The sequence below is a fragment of the Ruania rhizosphaerae genome (assembly GCF_009805705.1).
In the GTDB taxonomy this organism is placed as follows: Bacteria; Actinomycetota; Actinomycetes; order Actinomycetales; family Beutenbergiaceae; genus Ruania; species Ruania rhizosphaerae.
The window spans coordinates 382,814-398,180 of sequence record NZ_VSMB01000003.1 but is presented as its reverse complement, the minus strand read 5'-3'; the positions used below and the strand labels follow the sequence as shown (position 1 = coordinate 398,180).

The window sequence follows — 15,367 nt, the reverse complement described above, 5'->3', positions numbered from 1 at the left end:
GAGTCCTCCGGATCGTTCGAGTGGTGGCGCCGGAGCGGCGCCCCACGATCCTAATGCCCAGCGATCCCTCGCGAAGCCCCGCGCGCGCCCGGGCACCGGTGGTCTCAGGTACGGGCGAGCTCGACCGCCCGGGCGTACCGCTCGGCCGTGTCGATCCGGGCGCGCACCTCGGCCAGCACCAGGTGCTCGGCCACCCGCTCCACCGCTCGCCCGAGCTCTGCCCGGGTCCTGCGCCGCCTGCGGGCCGCTCCGATCCGCGCGGCCAGCCACACTCCGACGGAGGTGATCACCCCCAGCACCAGACCTGCCACCAGCAGGACTGTCGGCCACGGCAGCGCCGGCAGGGCCGGCCACGGATCCTGTGCCGGGACCGGACCGAGCTGCGGCGTCCACGGCAATGGGAGGCCGAGGTAGCGCACACCCGCGATCACGCCCAGCCACAACGCGCCGGTCATGGCCGCAGCGAACCACAGCCACTGCAGCACCGACGGCACGGCGAACCAGCGTGGATCGCGCTCATGCACCGATCGGCGTGAGCTGATCGCGGCGTCGAGGGCGTCCGGCAGATCGTCGATCCGCGCCATGGCGCCCTCTCGCAGGTGGTCGCGCCAGACCCCGGTTGTCTCACCCGCGCTTGCCTCGGCGAGGCGTCTGAGGGCGGTCGCGGCCTGCGAACGTATCGCCGGCGTGGCCGGTGGGGCCGAGGAGACGGTCACGATCGGCTCCTGTTGGCTGACAGGCATCTCGCTGGCCGGGCGTCCGAGATGCAAGCGGCGTAACGGATCGGGTCGGAACCGTCCCAGCCATCGAGTCACCGGCCATCCCGCTCGTTGACGTGCGCGGTACCGATAGGAACCGGCGACGGCGGCCGCGACCATCTCGACACCACCGGCCTCACTGAGCCGGTCCACCAGGTGCCGCTGATCGGCACGCGTGATCCGGCCCGGGGTTGCGGCCGGGCATGCCTGAGCCAGCCGGTCCGCTGCGGTGGCGACATCGGCGGTCAGGCGTGCCTGCACCGCCGCTCGCCTGGCGACGACGTCGCCCAACCGGCGGCGCAGATCTGGAAGTCCCGCACCAGTGAGCGCGGAGACCCCGAGGACGGCCACGCCGGAGAGGCCATCGTCGGCGAGCTTGGCACCGAGGTCGCCGATGACCTGGCGGGCGTCCGCCGGAGCGAGCGTATCCACCTGGTTCAGGACGGCGAGGGTGACCTCGGCATGGCGTGCCATGGGCCGCAGGTACTGCTGGTGGACCACCGCGTCGCCGTACTTCTGCGGATCGAGCACCCAGACGAGCATGTCCACGCGTTCGGCCAGGCGTGCCGCGCGGTCGTGGTGATCGGTCTTCACCGAGTCGATGTCGGGCAGGTCCACCAGCACCAATCCGTCGAGGCGCACGTCGCTCGTCGGTACGGCGTCGACCCGGCGGGTGATGCCCAGCCAGTCCAGCAGCGCCCCAGAGGGTTCGGTTCCCCAGACCACCGCGACCGGGTGCCCCGTCGTGGGCCGACGGGCTCCGACAGCGGTCACCTCCTGACCGGCCAGTGCGTTGGTGAGTGAGGACTTCCCGCTGCCGGTGGCACCCGCGAGGGCAACAACTGTGTGCGCGGCCGAGAGGCCACCGCGTTCTGCGGCCCGCTGCAGCACTCCTTCCGCGCCGGTGAGCGCTGTGCTGATCGCGGGGTCACCCGGTCCGGCCACCGGCCCCAGCACCTCGACCGCCTCGCCCAGTGCCCCGATCCGGTCGGTCAGCGCCAGGTTACGGCGTCTCATGAGCGCTCCGCCGCGTCGATCGCTGTCTGTGCGGCGGCAGCAGCCTCCCGCAGGGCGGCCGACGAGCCCGCCATCGCCTCACTCTCAGGCAGGAGCTCCTCGTAGCGGCGACGCTCCTCAGCGAACAGCGTGTGCACCCGATCGCCGAGGTCAGCGCGGGCCTGCTCTGCGAGCCGGCGGACCGCCTGATCGCCGAAGATCGCCTCCAGCAGCTTCTGGGCGACGACGGCCGCCCCACCCGCGATCGCGACCTCGGACCCGAGCAACGCGCCCCCGGTGGTCGCGAACGCCACGATCATCAGCACCACCGCCACCCCGTTGACCCCGAAGGCCAGCATCCTGGCGGATGTGCGCTTGTCCTGCCCCTCGGTGCGCACCAGCTCCAGCAGGTAGTGCTGCCAGCCGCGGATCTCCTCACCGGCACGCTCGGCAAACCCTGGCGAGGCGGCATCCAGGTCGGTACCAGCCACGAGGGCCCGGCCCGCGGGGTCCTGTGACAGGCCGCGATAGGTACGCTCCGCGGCCGTGTTGGCCTGGTCCACCAGCACCGCGAGCACCCCGTGCCCGATCGCGTCCTCCACCTGACGCGCCGGTTGTGGCTTGCCGGTCACGAACGCGGTGATCCGGTCCCGGGCCTTGCCGACCGTGGACTCCACCGAACGGATGAACTCGCCGGTGCCCACGAAGTCCTGCCAGCGGGAGAGCACCTCGCTGCGCAGCAGGGCACCGTCCGCGAGCGTGCCGAGCAGGTCCGACGTGTCGTAGGCAGCCCTCACCCGGGCCCGGAGGTCCTCGCTCAGGCGATGCTGGCTCTCGACGGCCTCGGCGAGGTCGAGTGCGCCACGTGCCACGTCCCTGACCGCGCCGTGCAGCGTCTGACGCGCCACCTGCGCCCGCGCAGCGCCATCTGCCGACAGTCGGTCCAACCAGTGCGCGAGGCCGGACAGCGCGGACGCGGGCAGCATCCCGTCGGTGAGCTCGGACTCGGCCACCAGGAACAGCGGCGCCTGCCCCAGCCCCTCGGCCTCGAGCATCGTGGCCAGGTCGTCGCTCACCTCGTCCCTGACCGTGGGTGGAACCCGGTCGAGCACGACCGCGACAGCCACGTCTCGCCGCGCGGCTTCCCGCAGCAGTTCCCATGGCACCGCGTCCGCGTACCGATGAGCTGTGGTCACGAAGATCCAGAGATCGGCGGCTGCCAGCAGCTGCCCGGCAAGTTCCCGGTTCGCATCCACCACCGAGTCGATGTCAGGTGCGTCCAGCAGCGCGATCCCGGGCCCCACTGCCGAGGTCTCGACGAGCCGCACCACGCCTCCGGCACCACGGTCCTGCGGCGTCCCGTCCCCGCGCTGACGGGCCAGATGCGGCAGGATCCTGGCCGGGACGAACCAGCCGGCGTCGCTGGGGTGATGGATCAGCAGCGGGTCCCTGGTGGTCGGGCGCAACGCCCCGGTGGTGGCCACCGGTTCGCCGACGAGAGCGTTGACCAGCGTCGACTTGCCCGCGCCGGTGGATCCGCCGACGACCACCAGGAGCGGAGCATCGAGCGCAGCCGCCCGCGGCAGAACATAGTCGTCGAGCTGGGCCAGCAGGTGGTCCCGGTGCGCGTTCGCCACCGAGGCGGGCGGCGTCTGCAGGGGCAGGTGGGCGCCGGCGACGGCGTCACGCACCTTCCGCAGCTCGGTTTCCATAGCTCGATCATGCCAGGCGGTGTCGTGACGTTGCGCACAGCTCCCCCATCTCACGCGGTCGAGCCCGTAGGATGGTCGTCGTATCCCTGGAGTGCATATCCCGCACCGGGCCCCTGGCGGAAAGCCGCCGTGGAGACGCCGACACCGGCGCATGGAGTGAGGGCCGACGCGGAGCAGGACCGACCGGTCCGAGGCCTCCCACCGAGTCCCCGTCTCTTGCCCCTCCTGCCCGATTGGCTTCTTGTGTCCTCTGCTGTTGTGTCCTCCGTGCCCGCTGCCGTCCGTTCCTTCGCCGAGCTCGGGCTTCCCGACTCCTCCCTGCGAGCGATCGAGGCGCTGGGCTTCACCACGCCCACCGACATCCAGGTCGCTGCGATCCCACCGCTGCTGGAGGGGCGCGACCTCGTGGGCGTCGCTCAGACCGGTACCGGCAAGACCGCCGCCTTCGCACTTCCGATGCTGGCCCGGGTGGACACCTCGGCCCGTCAGGTCCAGGCATTGGTGCTCACCCCCACGCGGGAGCTGGCGCTCCAGGTGGCCGAGGCCACAGCCTCGTTCACCGGTGACGCCGGTGTGCAGGTCCTCTCGATCTACGGGGGCGCGCCCTACGGTCCCCAGCTGCGGGGGCTCGCACAAGGTGCGCAGGTCGTCGTCGGGACGCCGGGCCGCGTGATCGACATGCTCGACAAGGGCGCACTGAACCTCTCCGCCGTGCAGATGCTGGTGCTCGACGAGGCCGACGAGATGCTCCGGATGGGGTTCGCCGAGGATGTCGACCGGATCCTGTCGGCCGCCGCTCCCGATCGCCAGACGGCACTGTTCTCGGCGACGATGCCGGCGGCGATCCGGTCCGTGGCGCGCCGCCACATGAGCTCTCCCACGGAGGTCGCCACCTCACGTCCCTCCTCGACCACGGACACGATCACCCAGACGTACGCCGTCGTGCCCTTCCGGCACAAGGTCGGTGCACTCGCCCGCGTACTCGCGACCACCGACGCCGAGGCGGCGGTCGTCTTCGTGCGCACCCGCCAGACGGCCGAGGAGGTCGGCAGTGCACTCCTGGAACGCGGCGTCAGCGCCGCCACCATCAGTGGTGACGTCGCTCAGCGTGAACGCGAGCGGATCGTGGAGCGACTGCGATCGGGCAGTGTCCGCGTGCTCGTGGCCACCGATGTCGCCGCCCGCGGGCTGGATGTGGAGAAGCTGGGACTCGTCGTGAACTTCGACGTCCCTCGTGAGGCCGAGGCCTACGTGCACCGCATCGGACGCACCGGTCGCGCCGGCCGGTCCGGAACCGCGCTGACGTTCTTCACCCCGCGTGAGCGCAGCCGCCTGACCCAGATCGAACGGCTCACCCGCACGAGCCTCACCGAGGTCCCCATCCCGACCCCCGCGCAGGTCAGTGCCCATCGTGCTGCGACGGTCCTTGACTCGGTCTCCGAGCGCATCACCGCGGGTCGGTTGCACATGTATCGCGACCAGCTCGCCGAGCGCGTCGGCTCCGACGGTGATCCGATGGAGATCGCCGCAGCTCTGCTCGCCCTGGCGGTGGGCGATGCGGGTCCGCGTGCGAACGATCAGGACGAGGTGGCCTCTCCTGCCGAGCAGACCTTCGACCGCGAGAGCAGCTCCGATCGTGGCCGGTCAGCCAGCGGTCGTCCCCGGCGTTCCGCCAACGGATCGGTCTACCGGGTCGCGGTGGGCCACAGCCACGGAGTGCGGCCGCAGGACATCGTCGGTGCCATTACCGGTGAGGGCGGTCTGCGGGGCTCCGATCTGGGCAAGATCGACATCTTCTCCCGCTTCTCGCTGGTGGAGATCGGGCCGGACCTGAGCCCGGACGTCACCCGCAGGATCGCCCAGGCCCGGGTTGCGGGGCAGTCCCTGCACATTCGCCCGGATACCGGACCGCGGGGCAATGCGGGCGCACGCCCGGCAGCCTCGACGAAGCGCGGCGGTCGGCCCGAGGGCCGACGCCCCGGCGCTCAGCACCGGGGCCGTCGCCCTGTGGGGAGCGGCGGGAACCGCTGAGGATCACATCGTGGGAGCCACCGTCGGCCAGAGATCGGCCGCCGGTGGCTCCCATGTCTGCGCGTCGGCGTCGACCTGATCTCCGTTGCGGATGTCCTTGACCTGGTGGCCCTCCGGAGAGGGGAACCAGACGAACGGGATACCGCGACGATCGGCGAAACGGATCTGCTTGCCGAACTTCGCAGCGGATGGGGCGACGTCGGTGGGGATGCCACGACGCCGCAGGGCGGCTGCGACCGCGTCGCTGTCGGTGCGGGTCTGTTCGTCGGTGACGGCTACCAGCACGGCGGTCGGCACGGGCCGGCTGGCGCGCACCAGATCGGCGCCGAGGAGGCGGGAGACCAGGCGAGTGACACCGATCGACATCCCCACACCGGGGTAGGTCGAGGAACCGTCGGAGGCGAGGGAGTCGTACCGGCCTCCGGAGCTGATCGACCCGAGTTGCTCGTGCCCGACGAGGGTGGTCTCGTACACGCTGCCGGTGTAGTAGTCGAGGCCGCGGGCGATCTTCAGGTCGGCGACCACCGTGCCCGGCACACGTTGCTGTGCCGCCTCCACGAGGGTGACCAGTTCCTCGAGCCCTTCCTGCAGCAGCTCACTGCGCGCACCGAGGGCGAGCACCCGATCGGCGATGGAGCCATCCGTACCGGAGATCGACGCCAGATCCAGGCATGCCCCCGCCTGTTCCGGTGAGGCACCGTTCTCCTCCTGCAGGGTCGCCAGGACTCGTTCGGGTCCGATCTTGTCGAGCTTGTCGATGGTCCGCAGCACTCCCTCGACGTCAGCGAGGCCGATGGCCTCGTAGAACCCCTGCGCGACCTTGCGGTTGTTGACCTGGATCCGCACCGGGGGTACGCCGAACTGCTGCAGCCGGGCGAACACCTCCGCCATCACGAGTGGAACCTCGACCTCGAAGTGGAACGGCAGTTCCCCGGACCCGACCACGTCGATATCGGCTTGGGTGAACTCCCGGAAGCGACCCTCCTGCGGGCGTTCGCCTCGCCAGACCGACTGCACCTGGTACCGCTTGAACGGAAACTGCAGCCGTCCGGAGTTCTCCAGCACGTACCGTGCGAACGGGACGGTCAGGTCGAAGTGCAGGCCCAGTGCCTTGTGATTGCGATCGTCCTCGTCCGCAGTGCCGGAATCCTCAGCCTGCAGCCGCCGCAGCACGTACACCTCTTTCGAGGTCTCTCCCTTGCGCAGCAGGTGCTCGAGAGGCTCCACCGCGCGCGTCTGGATCCCGGCGAAACCGTGCAGTTCGAACGTGCGGCGCACCGTCTCCAGGACTGCGTGTTCGACGGCACGGCCTTCGGGGAGCCATTCTGGAAATCCGGACAAGGGTGAGATGCGAGCCATGGACCGCATTGTCCCATCGGCTGAGCGTGGTGGTGCAGTTGTGACCATCCCGTGACCGTGTGCAGGCACGTCTCAGGCACGGGCGTTGCAGACCCTCCCCTAGAATCGCCACCGTGTGCCCGCGCTCCGAGCGCGGGCCGGAGCGTCCGCGCTCCCACACCAGGGCCACGAAGAGGAGACCGGTTTGTCCCCGAGCAAGCGGGAGCGGGAGTACGCCCGCCGACGGCACGAGAAGCGTGTGGCGCGTCAGGAACGGGCAGCACAGGTCGCCCGTGAGCGCCGGATCGTGGCCGCGGTCGTGGTGGTCGTTCTCGCCGTGGTCGCCGTTGCCCTGATCGTGCTCAACCGTCAGCAGGACGATGTGCCCGATGCCGGGTCCACTCCCACCGCCACGGAGAGTACGCCCGCGGACACCACCGATTCGCTGGATCCGTTGCCTACGACGCAGCCACGCAGCTACGACGCTCCGCCGCCGGCCGGTGATTCCCTCGACACCAGCTGGAATGCCGTGATCAGCACCAGCATGGGTGAGATCGCCGTGACGCTGGACGGCCTCGACGCACCACAGGCGGTAGCCTCGTTCCTCATGCTTGCGGGAGACGGCTACTTCGATGGGACGGCGTGTCACCGGCTGCTGCCGGACTCGCTGTTGCAGTGCGGCGATCCGACGGCTACCGGGACCGGTGGGCCCGGTTATTCCTTCGGCCCGATCGAGAACGCTCCCGCCGACGACGTGTATCCGGCCGGCACGCTGGCCATGGCCCGGCAGGGCAATGACGGCGAGAGCATGGGATCGCAGTTCTTCCTCGTCTTCGGCGAGGTGACCCTGCCCAGTGACAGCGCCGGTGGGTACACCGTGTTCGGCGAGGTGACGCAGGGATTGGACCTCCTGGAGCAGATCGGCGCCGCCGGGACTGCAGACGGCGGTATGGACGGCCGGCCAGCACAGAACGTGATCATCGAGAGTGTGGACATCCAGTGACCGAGCAGCAGGCCCACCCCCAGGACGAGGCGAACTCCGTGAGCAGCGACCAGGCCGAGACGACTCCGAACGCGGACCAGGCCGACGTGGCCGAGCAGGCACCGGCTGCCCCGGACGCTCCAACACCTTCACCGGCACCGGCACCGGCGCCCAAGCCGTCGGCGATCCCCACACCTGCCGCCCTCGCGCCGAAGGTGCGGCCGCACCCGCCCGCCGGGGCACCGGGAGTGGCGGCAGCACCGCCTGCACCTCCTGCTCCGGCAGTGCCCGGTGTGCCTGCGGTGCCGACGACGGACCCCACGGCCCCGCCGATGGATCCTGCGGACGTCGCGGCCGCGACCGAGTTCGGTCGGGTGGACCCCGATGGCACCGTGTATGTGCGGGAGGCAGGCGGTGAACGTACGGTCGGGCAGTTCCCCGACGTTCCCGAGGCCGAAGCTCTCTCGCTGTACATCCGCCGCTACCTCGACCTCAAGGCGCAGGTGGAGCTCTTCGCAGCACGGATCAGCCAGCTCAGTGTCAAGGATCTGGATACCACCCAGCACAACCTGGCCGAAGCTCTGGCTGAACCGGCTGCTGTCGGCGACCTGGATGGGTTGCGCGCCCGCTTCGACGAGCTCAAGGAGGCCGCCAAGGAGCGGCGCCAGCAGGTACAGGCCGAACGGGAGGAGGCCAAGGCGCAGGCTCTGGCCGAGCGAACGGCGATCGTCGAGCAGGCCGAGCAGATCGCCGCCATGGACCCCTCCCGGGTGCAGTGGAAGACGCAGGGCCAGGCGCTGCGCGACCTCCTCGAGACTTGGAAGGTGGCCCAGAAGACTGGGCCGCGTCTGGACCGGCCAACCGAGGACTCCTTGTGGAAGCGGTTCGCTGCCGCACGCTCCGCGTTCGACAAGCAGCGTCGGCAGTTCTTCTCCGAGCTCGACAAGCAGCATGCCGAGGCGAAGGAGATCAAGGAGAAGCTGATCGAGCGTGCCGAGGCGCTCTCGGCCTCCACCGACTGGGGTCCGACCACCCTCGCCTATCGTGACCTGATGGCCGAGTGGAAGGCAGCGGGCCGGGCCGCCCGCAAGGAGGACGACGCCCTCTGGGCGCGGTTCCGCGCCGCACAGGACCGCTTCTTCGAGGCACGCAACGCCCAGAATGCTCAGATCGATGCCGAGTACGGGCAGAACCTCGAGGTGAAGCTCGCTCTGCTGGAGGAGGCGGAGGCGCTCGTCCCGGTCACCGACCTCAAGGACGCCAAGGCCCGCCTGCGCGACATCCAGGAGCGCTGGGAAGCCGCGGGCAAGGTACCGCGCGGGGACGTCCAGCGAGTCGAGGGGCGGATGCGCGCCGTGGAGCAGTCGGTGCGCGATGCCGACCAGGCGGAGTGGCGGCGCAAGAATCCTCGTGTGCGCGCTCGGGCCGAGGGCGCGGCGGCTCAACTCGAGGAGTCGATCGCGGGGCTCGAGGACGACCTGGCCAAGGCCGAAGCGTCCGGTGACCAGAAGGCAGTGGCCTCTGCGACGGAGGCCCTGAACGCTCGCCGCGCCTGGCTGGAACAGGTGCTGCGCGCGGCCGACGACGCTCGGTGAGCTCTAGGGAGTGCTGACCGGGCCGTCCGAACGGGAGCCGGTGGTGCGGAAGACGTCGAACACCCCGTCGATACCGCGAACAGCGCGCAGCACGTGGCCCAGATGAGACGGCTCAGCCATCTCGAAGACGAACTTGGAGATCGCCACCCTGTCTCGGGATGTGGCCACATTCGCGGACAGGATGTTCACGTGGTTGTCGGAGAGCACCTTGGTCACGTCCGAGAGCAGGCCGTTGCGGTCGAGCGCCTCCACCTGGATCTGCACCAGGAACACACTCTGGGTGCCGGGAGCCCACTCGACGTCGATCATCCGCTCCGGCTGCCGGCGTAGGCTCTCGACGTTCGCGCAGTCGACCAGGTGCACCGAGATGCCTGCGCCGCGGGTCACGAACCCCACGATCGGATCACCTGGGACGGGTGTGCAGCACTTCGCGAGCTTCGTCCACGTCTCCCCTGCGTCCATCCCCTTGACGATGATGCCCGGGTCACCACCGCGACCGTGGCGCATCGGCGCTCCTGGGCGGGTGATTTCCGCCAGGTCCTCATCGTGGCCATCCTCACCGCCGAGGTTGGCCACCAGCTTGGAGACGACGTTCGCGGCCGAGACGTGTCCCTCTCCGACGGCGGCGTACAGAGCCGTCACGTCCGGATAGTGCATCTCGTCGGCGACGGTCAGGAGGGTGTCGTGGTTGAGCAGGCGCTGCATCGGCAGGTTCTGCTTGCGCATCGCCTTCGCGATGAGCGTCTTACCGGTATCGACCGCCTCCTCGCGGCGCTCCTTGCTGAACCAGGAACGGATCTTGTTCCGTGCCCGAGGCGACTTCACGAACGTGAGCCAGTCCTGGCTCGGGCCGGCACCCTCGGCCCGGGAGGTGAACACCTCGACCGTATCGCCGTTCTCGAGTGTCGACTCCAGCGGTACCAATCTGCCGTTCACCCGGGCACCGACGGTGCGGTGGCCCACCTCGGTGTGCACGGCGTAGGCGAAGTCGACCGGGGTCGATCCGCCCGGCAACGACAGCACGTCGCCCTTCGGGGTGAAGACGTAGACCTCCGCACCGGACATCTCGAAGCGGAGCGAATCGAGAAACTCTCCCGGATCGGCCGTCTCGCGCTGCCAGTCCACCAGCTGGCGCAGCCACGGCATGGCATCCACCTCGGCGGAGGTCTTCGACCCGGTCCGGCTGCTCTCCTTGTACTTCCAGTGTGCTGCGACACCGTACTCGGCCCGGCGGTGCATGTCGTGACTGCGGATCTGGATCTCGACCGGCTTACCGGTCGGTCCGATCACCGTCGTGTGCAAGGACTGGTACATGTTGAACTTCGGCATCGCGATGTAGTCCTTGAACCGGCCCGGCACCGGGTTCCATCGCGCGTGCAGCGCACCGAGGGCGCCGTAGCAATCCCGCACCGAGTCCACCAGCACCCGCACCCCGACCAGGTCGTAGATGTCGGCGAAGTCGCGTCCGCGCACGATCATCTTCTGGTAGATCGAGTAGTAGTGCTTGGGGCGGCCCGTGACCGTCGCCTTGATCTTGGCTGCCTTCAGATCCTCGGCCACCTGCGTGCGTACCGTGGTCAGGAACTCTTCTCGCGCCGGTGCACGTTCGGCGACGAGGTGCACGATCTCGTCGAAGACCTTCGGGTAGAGAGTGGCGAAGGAGAGATCCTCCAACTCCCACTTGATCGTGTTCATCCCCAGGCGGTGCGCCAGGGGGGCGTAGATCTCGAGGGTTTCACGGGCCTTCTTCGACGCCGAGGCTGCGTTGACATAGCGCCAGGTGCGAGCATTGTGGAGCCGGTCGGCCAGCTTGATCACCAGCACGCGGATGTCTCGCGCCATGGCGATCACCATCTTGCGCACCGTCTCGGCCTGGGCTGCCTCGCCGTACTGCACCTTGTCGAGCTTCGTGACGCCGTCCACCAGCAGCGCGATCTCGTCCCCGAACTCCTGCCGTAGGTCCTCCAGCGAATAGCTGGTGTCCTCGACCGTGTCGTGCAGCAGGGCGGCTGCCAGCGTCGGCGGCGTCATTCCGAGCTCGGCGAGGATGGTCGCCACGGCGACCGGATGAGTGATGTACGGGTCGCCGCTCTTGCGTAGTTGGCCCGCGTGCGCTCGTTCGGCCACACGGTAGGCACGCTCAATCAGCGTGATGTCACCCTTGGGGTGATTGCTCCGGACGACGGAGACCAAGGGGTCGAGGGCGGCGGGCGTACTCGAGGTGCGGCCGCCGAAGCGCAGCAGGCCCGAACGTGGCCGCACGGGAGGCACGCGGCTGTCGCCCGCCGTCTCCTGCTGCTGGGCCACGTCCTCACTCATCTACCCATCCTACGCGCGGGCCCGGTAGCGTCGTGGACTGTCGAGCGCCCGGATCTGGCCGCGTACGCGGATCGATATCAGTACGTGACCAAGGTGTGCAGCTCCCGCCCCGGAAGCCGGTCGCGACCGGCGAGCTCGCCCAGCTCGAGCAGGAATCCCAGCCCGGTGATCGTGGCGCCTGCCCGCTCCAGCAACGCACAGGCCGCTGCCGCCGTCCCTCCGGTCGCGAGCACATCGTCCAGCACCGCAACTCGGGCTCCCGGACGTAGGGCATCTGCGGGGATCTCGATGCTCGCCGTACCGTACTCCAGCTGGTAGTCGGCGGAGAGGACCGGTGGCGGAAGCTTGCCGGCCTTGCGGATCGTCAGCAGCGAGCATCCCAGGACCGAGGCCAGTGGGGCCGCCAGCAGGAAGCCACGTGCCTCGATTCCGGCGACCGCATCCACTGCCCCGCTGAAGACGTCGGCCAGGTGACCGATCACCGCCGAGAACGCAGTGCCGTCCGCAAGCAGCGGGGTGATGTCACGGAAGGTCACACCCTCCTGCGGGAACCCGGGGACATCACGCACCCGCGCCCGGATCAGGTCACTCAGCCCGTCGGAGACGGGCGTCGGGGTCATCCGCGCGACCGTCGCTTGCGGCGCGGCTGCGCCGCCTGCCCCCGGTGCCCGCCGGCGATCAGTCCGCCCGTGCCGACCGGTTCCGCCGCGCCGGCCACGTCCCCGGACTCAGCCGCGGCCAGCACCGCCTCGCGGCGCTCCTGCACCTTCTCGGTGTGCTCGGTGACCGCGGGCCGCCTCGACTCCAGCAGTACGTGCAGTGGCGTCGCGATGAAGATCGAGGAAGCCGTCGAGGCGATCATGCCGATGAACAGCGCCAAGGAGATGTCCCGCAGCGTCCCCGCACCGAGCAGGAACGCACCGATGAAGAGGATCGCTGCCACGGGCAGCACCCCGACCACGGAGGTGTTGATCGAGCGGACCAGCGTCTGGTTGACCGCCAGGTTCGCACCCTCGGCGTAGCTGTAGCGCGTCTGTTCCGTGAGCCCGGTGGTGTTCTCACGCACCTTGTCGAAGACCACCACGGTGTCGTACAGCGAGTACCCGAGGATGGTCAGGAAGCCGATCACCGTCGCCGGGGTCACCTCGAAACCGATCGCTGCGTAGATCCCGACGGTCAGCACCACGTCGTGGAGCAGGGCGACCAACGCTGCGACCGCCATGGTCCAGCGCCGGAAGTACAGGACCATGACCGCACTGACGAGGACGAGGAAGATCACCAGGCTCTGGAGTGCCTTGGTCGTGACGTCCTGCCCCCAGAACGGGCCCACGAAGGACGAGGTGACGTCGGTGGCGGGCACCCCGTAGGCGTCTGCGAGCTCGGCTGCGACGTCGGTGGTCTCCAGGTCGCTCAGTTGCTCGGTCTGCACCTGCACAGTGTCGTCCCCGACGATCGTCACGCGTGCGACATGGTCGGTGCCCACGTCATCGAGCACATCGTGCGCCAGATTCTCCTCAGCGGTGGCGGTGCCGGAGATCGTGAACTGCGAGCCACCGGTGAACTCGATCCCGAGGTTCAGCCCCCGCACGCCGAGTACCAGTGCCGACAGGATGACCAGCATGGCGGCGGCGGTGAACCAACGCCGCCGGTGGCCGACGATGTCGAACGAACGCCGGCCCGTGTACAGGTCGTTGCCGAACCTTGCGAAGCTGGGCATCAGCGCTCCCCCTCCTTGCTACCAGTTCCGGCGGAGGCATCGGCTGTGACCCCGTTGGGCTCGTCGGCGCCTGCCGTGTCCTCGCCCTCGGCGTTCGCCTGCGCCTGCTCTTCCTCGCGGGCTGCGAGCTCGGCGGCTCGCCGCCGTTCGGCGATCGTCTGTCCGGCGGCGGAGTCTGCACCGCTGCGGATCCGTCCCCGCCCTCGGTAGAGCGGTACCTCAGAGCCGAGGTGACGTGGGTCGAGCCCGGAGAGCCGGTGTCCCTGGCCGAAGAACTTTGTCCGGACCAGCAGCTGCATCATCGGGTGGGTGAAGAGGAACACCACGATCACGTCGATGAAGGTCGTCAAACCCAGCGTGAACGCGAAACCACGCACGCCGCCGACAGCCAGCGTGTACAACACGACCGCGGCCAGCAGGTTGACCGCGTCCGAGGCGAGGATCGTACGCCGCGCCCGGGCCCAGCCGAGTTCGATCGCATCCTCGAGCCGTCGGCCCTCGCGCACTTCGTCGCGGATACGTTCGAAGTACACGATGAACGAATCGGCGGTGATGCCGATCGCCACGATCAGACCGGCGACGCCTGCGAGGGAGAGCCGGTACCCGATGAGCTGCGACATCGCCGTGATCGCACCGTAGGTGATCGCACCGGCGATCAGCAGGCTGGCCATGGTGACCAGGCCCAGGCCCCGGTACTGCACCAGGCAGTACAGCACGATCAGACCCAACCCGATCAGGCCGGCGAGGATGCCGCGTTCGAGCTGTTCGGCCCCGAGGGTCGCCGAGATCTGATCCTGGCTCTGCACCTCGAAGGTGATCGGGAGTGCACCGAAGTTCAACTGGTTCGCCAGCGACTGGGTCTCTTCCTGGGTGAACGGACTCGCCGAGCTACCGCGGATCTGCGCCTCACCGTCGGGAATCTGCTGCTCGACGTTGGGGGCCGAGATCACCAGCCGGTCCAGCACCATCGCGAATCGGTTCTGACCGCTGGTGGCGAGTCCGGCGAGCCGTTCGGTGATGTCCGAGAACGTCTCGCCACCGGCATTGGTGAAGGTGATGTTGACGACGTACTCGTTGGTGACGATCCCCTGCTGGTTCACGTACAGACCGGAGTTGGCGGTCTCGATCTCGGTACCGGCGAGCTCCGAAGGTCCGAGAATGTACTTGGCACTGCCATCCTCAGCGCAGGCTACGAGCGGGGCGTCCGGATCGTCCCCACCGGTGCCGACCAGGTTCGCGCTGTTGAGACAGTTGAGGGTGTAGAAGTCATACATCACCTGCTCGGTGATCCAGGCGGTGTCCGAGGCGCTTGTCGGCTCGGTGGCCGGTTCGGTGGAGAGCTCACCGTCGCCGTCCTGGTCGGCAGCCTGCCGAGCGGCCTCCTCGATCTCGGCGTCGGTGTACTCCGGCTGGGTATCGGGCTCGTCGGTCGACTCCTCCGCGGCGGCTTCGGGATCCTCTGCAGTCTCGAGCGCCGACGGGTCGATCGGGCCCGGCCCGGCCTCGGTGAGCAGCACGCGGAAGCGCATCTGCGCGCTGCGGCGGACCAGATCGAGCGTCTCCTGGCTGGGGTTGCCCGGGAGGCCGACGACGATGTTCTCGCCACCCTGGCTGGAGATCTCCGCCTCGGCGACGCCGCTCGCGTCGACGCGCTGACGCATGATGCGGATCGCCTCGTCGATCTGCTCCTCGGTCACCTCGGCCCCCTCGGCTGTGGGCTGCAGAATGAGCTGAGTCCCCCCCTCGAGGTCGAGGGCGAGGCTCGGGCTCATCTCACCATCGCTCCACCGTGCGGAGGCGAACAGCCCGCCGAAGGTCAGGCCGAGAATGATCAGCAGATAGATCAGCGTGCGCACGGGATGGACCCGGCTGCGTGTAGCCACTCGTACTTCTTCCTACCAGGCGCCGGCTCTCAGTCC

10 protein-coding genes are annotated in these 15,367 nt (G+C 69.1%); 3 read left to right on the top strand and 7 right to left on the bottom strand.

Features of this window, described 5'->3' with window-relative positions; genetic code table 11:
- Positions 1–104 precede the first annotated feature (104 nt).
- Entirely contained in the window at positions 105–1,775 is a 1,671-nt protein-coding gene (locus FV560_RS07245) for a GTPase (protein WP_159620824.1), read from the bottom strand.
- On the bottom strand, positions 1,772–3,466 hold the full coding sequence (locus FV560_RS07240; RefSeq protein WP_159620823.1) for a dynamin family protein: 1,695 nt from the start codon (positions 3,464–3,466) through the stop codon (positions 1,772–1,774). The genes FV560_RS07245 and FV560_RS07240 overlap by 4 nt, the downstream gene beginning before the upstream one ends.
- Before the next feature lie 258 nt (positions 3,467–3,724).
- Between FV560_RS07240 and FV560_RS07235 the strand changes: the two genes are divergently transcribed.
- Positions 3,725–5,497 (top strand): DEAD/DEAH box helicase, encoded by a 1,773-nt coding sequence (locus FV560_RS07235; protein ID WP_235019978.1) that lies wholly within the window; start codon positions 3,725–3,727, stop codon positions 5,495–5,497.
- Between the two features lie 3 nt (positions 5,498–5,500).
- Here the strand turns inward: FV560_RS07235 and hisS are convergent, their stop codons facing one another.
- Positions 5,501–6,856, bottom strand: coding sequence for a histidine--tRNA ligase (hisS, locus tag FV560_RS07230; protein ID WP_159620821.1), 1,356 nt, complete (start codon positions 6,854–6,856; stop codon positions 5,501–5,503).
- Between the two features lie 115 nt (positions 6,857–6,971).
- Here hisS and FV560_RS07225 point away from each other — a divergent pair, with 115 nt between their 5' ends.
- Both FV560_RS07225 and FV560_RS07220 read left to right on the top strand, forming a co-directional pair.
- Positions 6,972–7,838 carry a peptidylprolyl isomerase gene (locus FV560_RS07225; RefSeq protein WP_235019977.1) on the top strand — a complete coding sequence of 289 codons (867 nt, stop codon included), beginning with the start codon at positions 6,972–6,974 and terminating at the stop codon, positions 7,836–7,838.
- The gene (locus FV560_RS07220) at positions 7,835–9,412 is read left to right on the top strand and encodes a DUF349 domain-containing protein (RefSeq protein WP_235019976.1); all 1,578 of its coding nucleotides are present in this window, start codon (positions 7,835–7,837) and stop codon (positions 9,410–9,412) included. Before FV560_RS07225 ends, FV560_RS07220 begins: the two co-directional genes overlap by 4 nt.
- A 3-nt stretch (positions 9,413–9,415) precedes the next feature.
- Here the strand turns inward: FV560_RS07220 and FV560_RS07215 are convergent, their stop codons facing one another.
- The 4 genes from FV560_RS07215 to secD form a co-directional block, all read right to left on the bottom strand.
- Positions 9,416–11,731 (bottom strand): RelA/SpoT family protein, encoded by a 2,316-nt coding sequence (locus tag FV560_RS07215; RefSeq protein WP_159620819.1) that lies wholly within the window; start codon positions 11,729–11,731, stop codon positions 9,416–9,418.
- 77 nt (positions 11,732–11,808) lie between these two features.
- The gene (locus FV560_RS07210; RefSeq protein WP_159620818.1) at positions 11,809–12,351 is read right to left on the bottom strand and encodes an adenine phosphoribosyltransferase; all 543 of its coding nucleotides are present in this window, start codon (positions 12,349–12,351) and stop codon (positions 11,809–11,811) included.
- Positions 12,348–13,451, bottom strand: a complete 1,104-nt coding sequence (secF, locus tag FV560_RS07205) for a protein translocase subunit SecF (protein ID WP_420853357.1) — start codon at positions 13,449–13,451, stop codon at positions 12,348–12,350. Before secF ends, FV560_RS07210 begins: the two co-directional genes overlap by 4 nt.
- Positions 13,448–15,331: a protein translocase subunit SecD gene (gene secD, locus FV560_RS07200; protein WP_159620816.1), complete on the bottom strand. Its 1,884-nt coding sequence runs from the start codon at positions 15,329–15,331 to the stop codon at positions 13,448–13,450. The genes secF and secD overlap by 4 nt, the downstream gene beginning before the upstream one ends.
- Positions 15,332–15,367: the final 36 nt, after the last annotated feature.

What these genes read in the sequence shown, in the direction of transcription:
- FV560_RS07245 (WP_159620824.1), bottom strand. Translation starts at nt 1,775, where the DNA reads ATGAGACGCCGTAACCTGGCGCTGACCGACCGGATCGGGGCACTGGGC.
- FV560_RS07240 (WP_159620823.1), bottom strand. Translation starts at nt 3,466, where the DNA reads ATGGAAACCGAGCTGCGGAAGGTGCGTGACGCCGTCGCCGGCGCCCAC.
- hisS (WP_159620821.1), bottom strand. Translation starts at nt 6,856, where the DNA reads ATGGCTCGCATCTCACCCTTGTCCGGATTTCCAGAATGGCTCCCCGAA.
- FV560_RS07215 (WP_159620819.1), bottom strand. Translation starts at nt 11,731, where the DNA reads ATGAGTGAGGACGTGGCCCAGCAGCAGGAGACGGCGGGCGACAGCCGC.
- FV560_RS07210 (WP_159620818.1), bottom strand. Translation starts at nt 12,351, where the DNA reads ATGACCCCGACGCCCGTCTCCGACGGGCTGAGTGACCTGATCCGGGCG.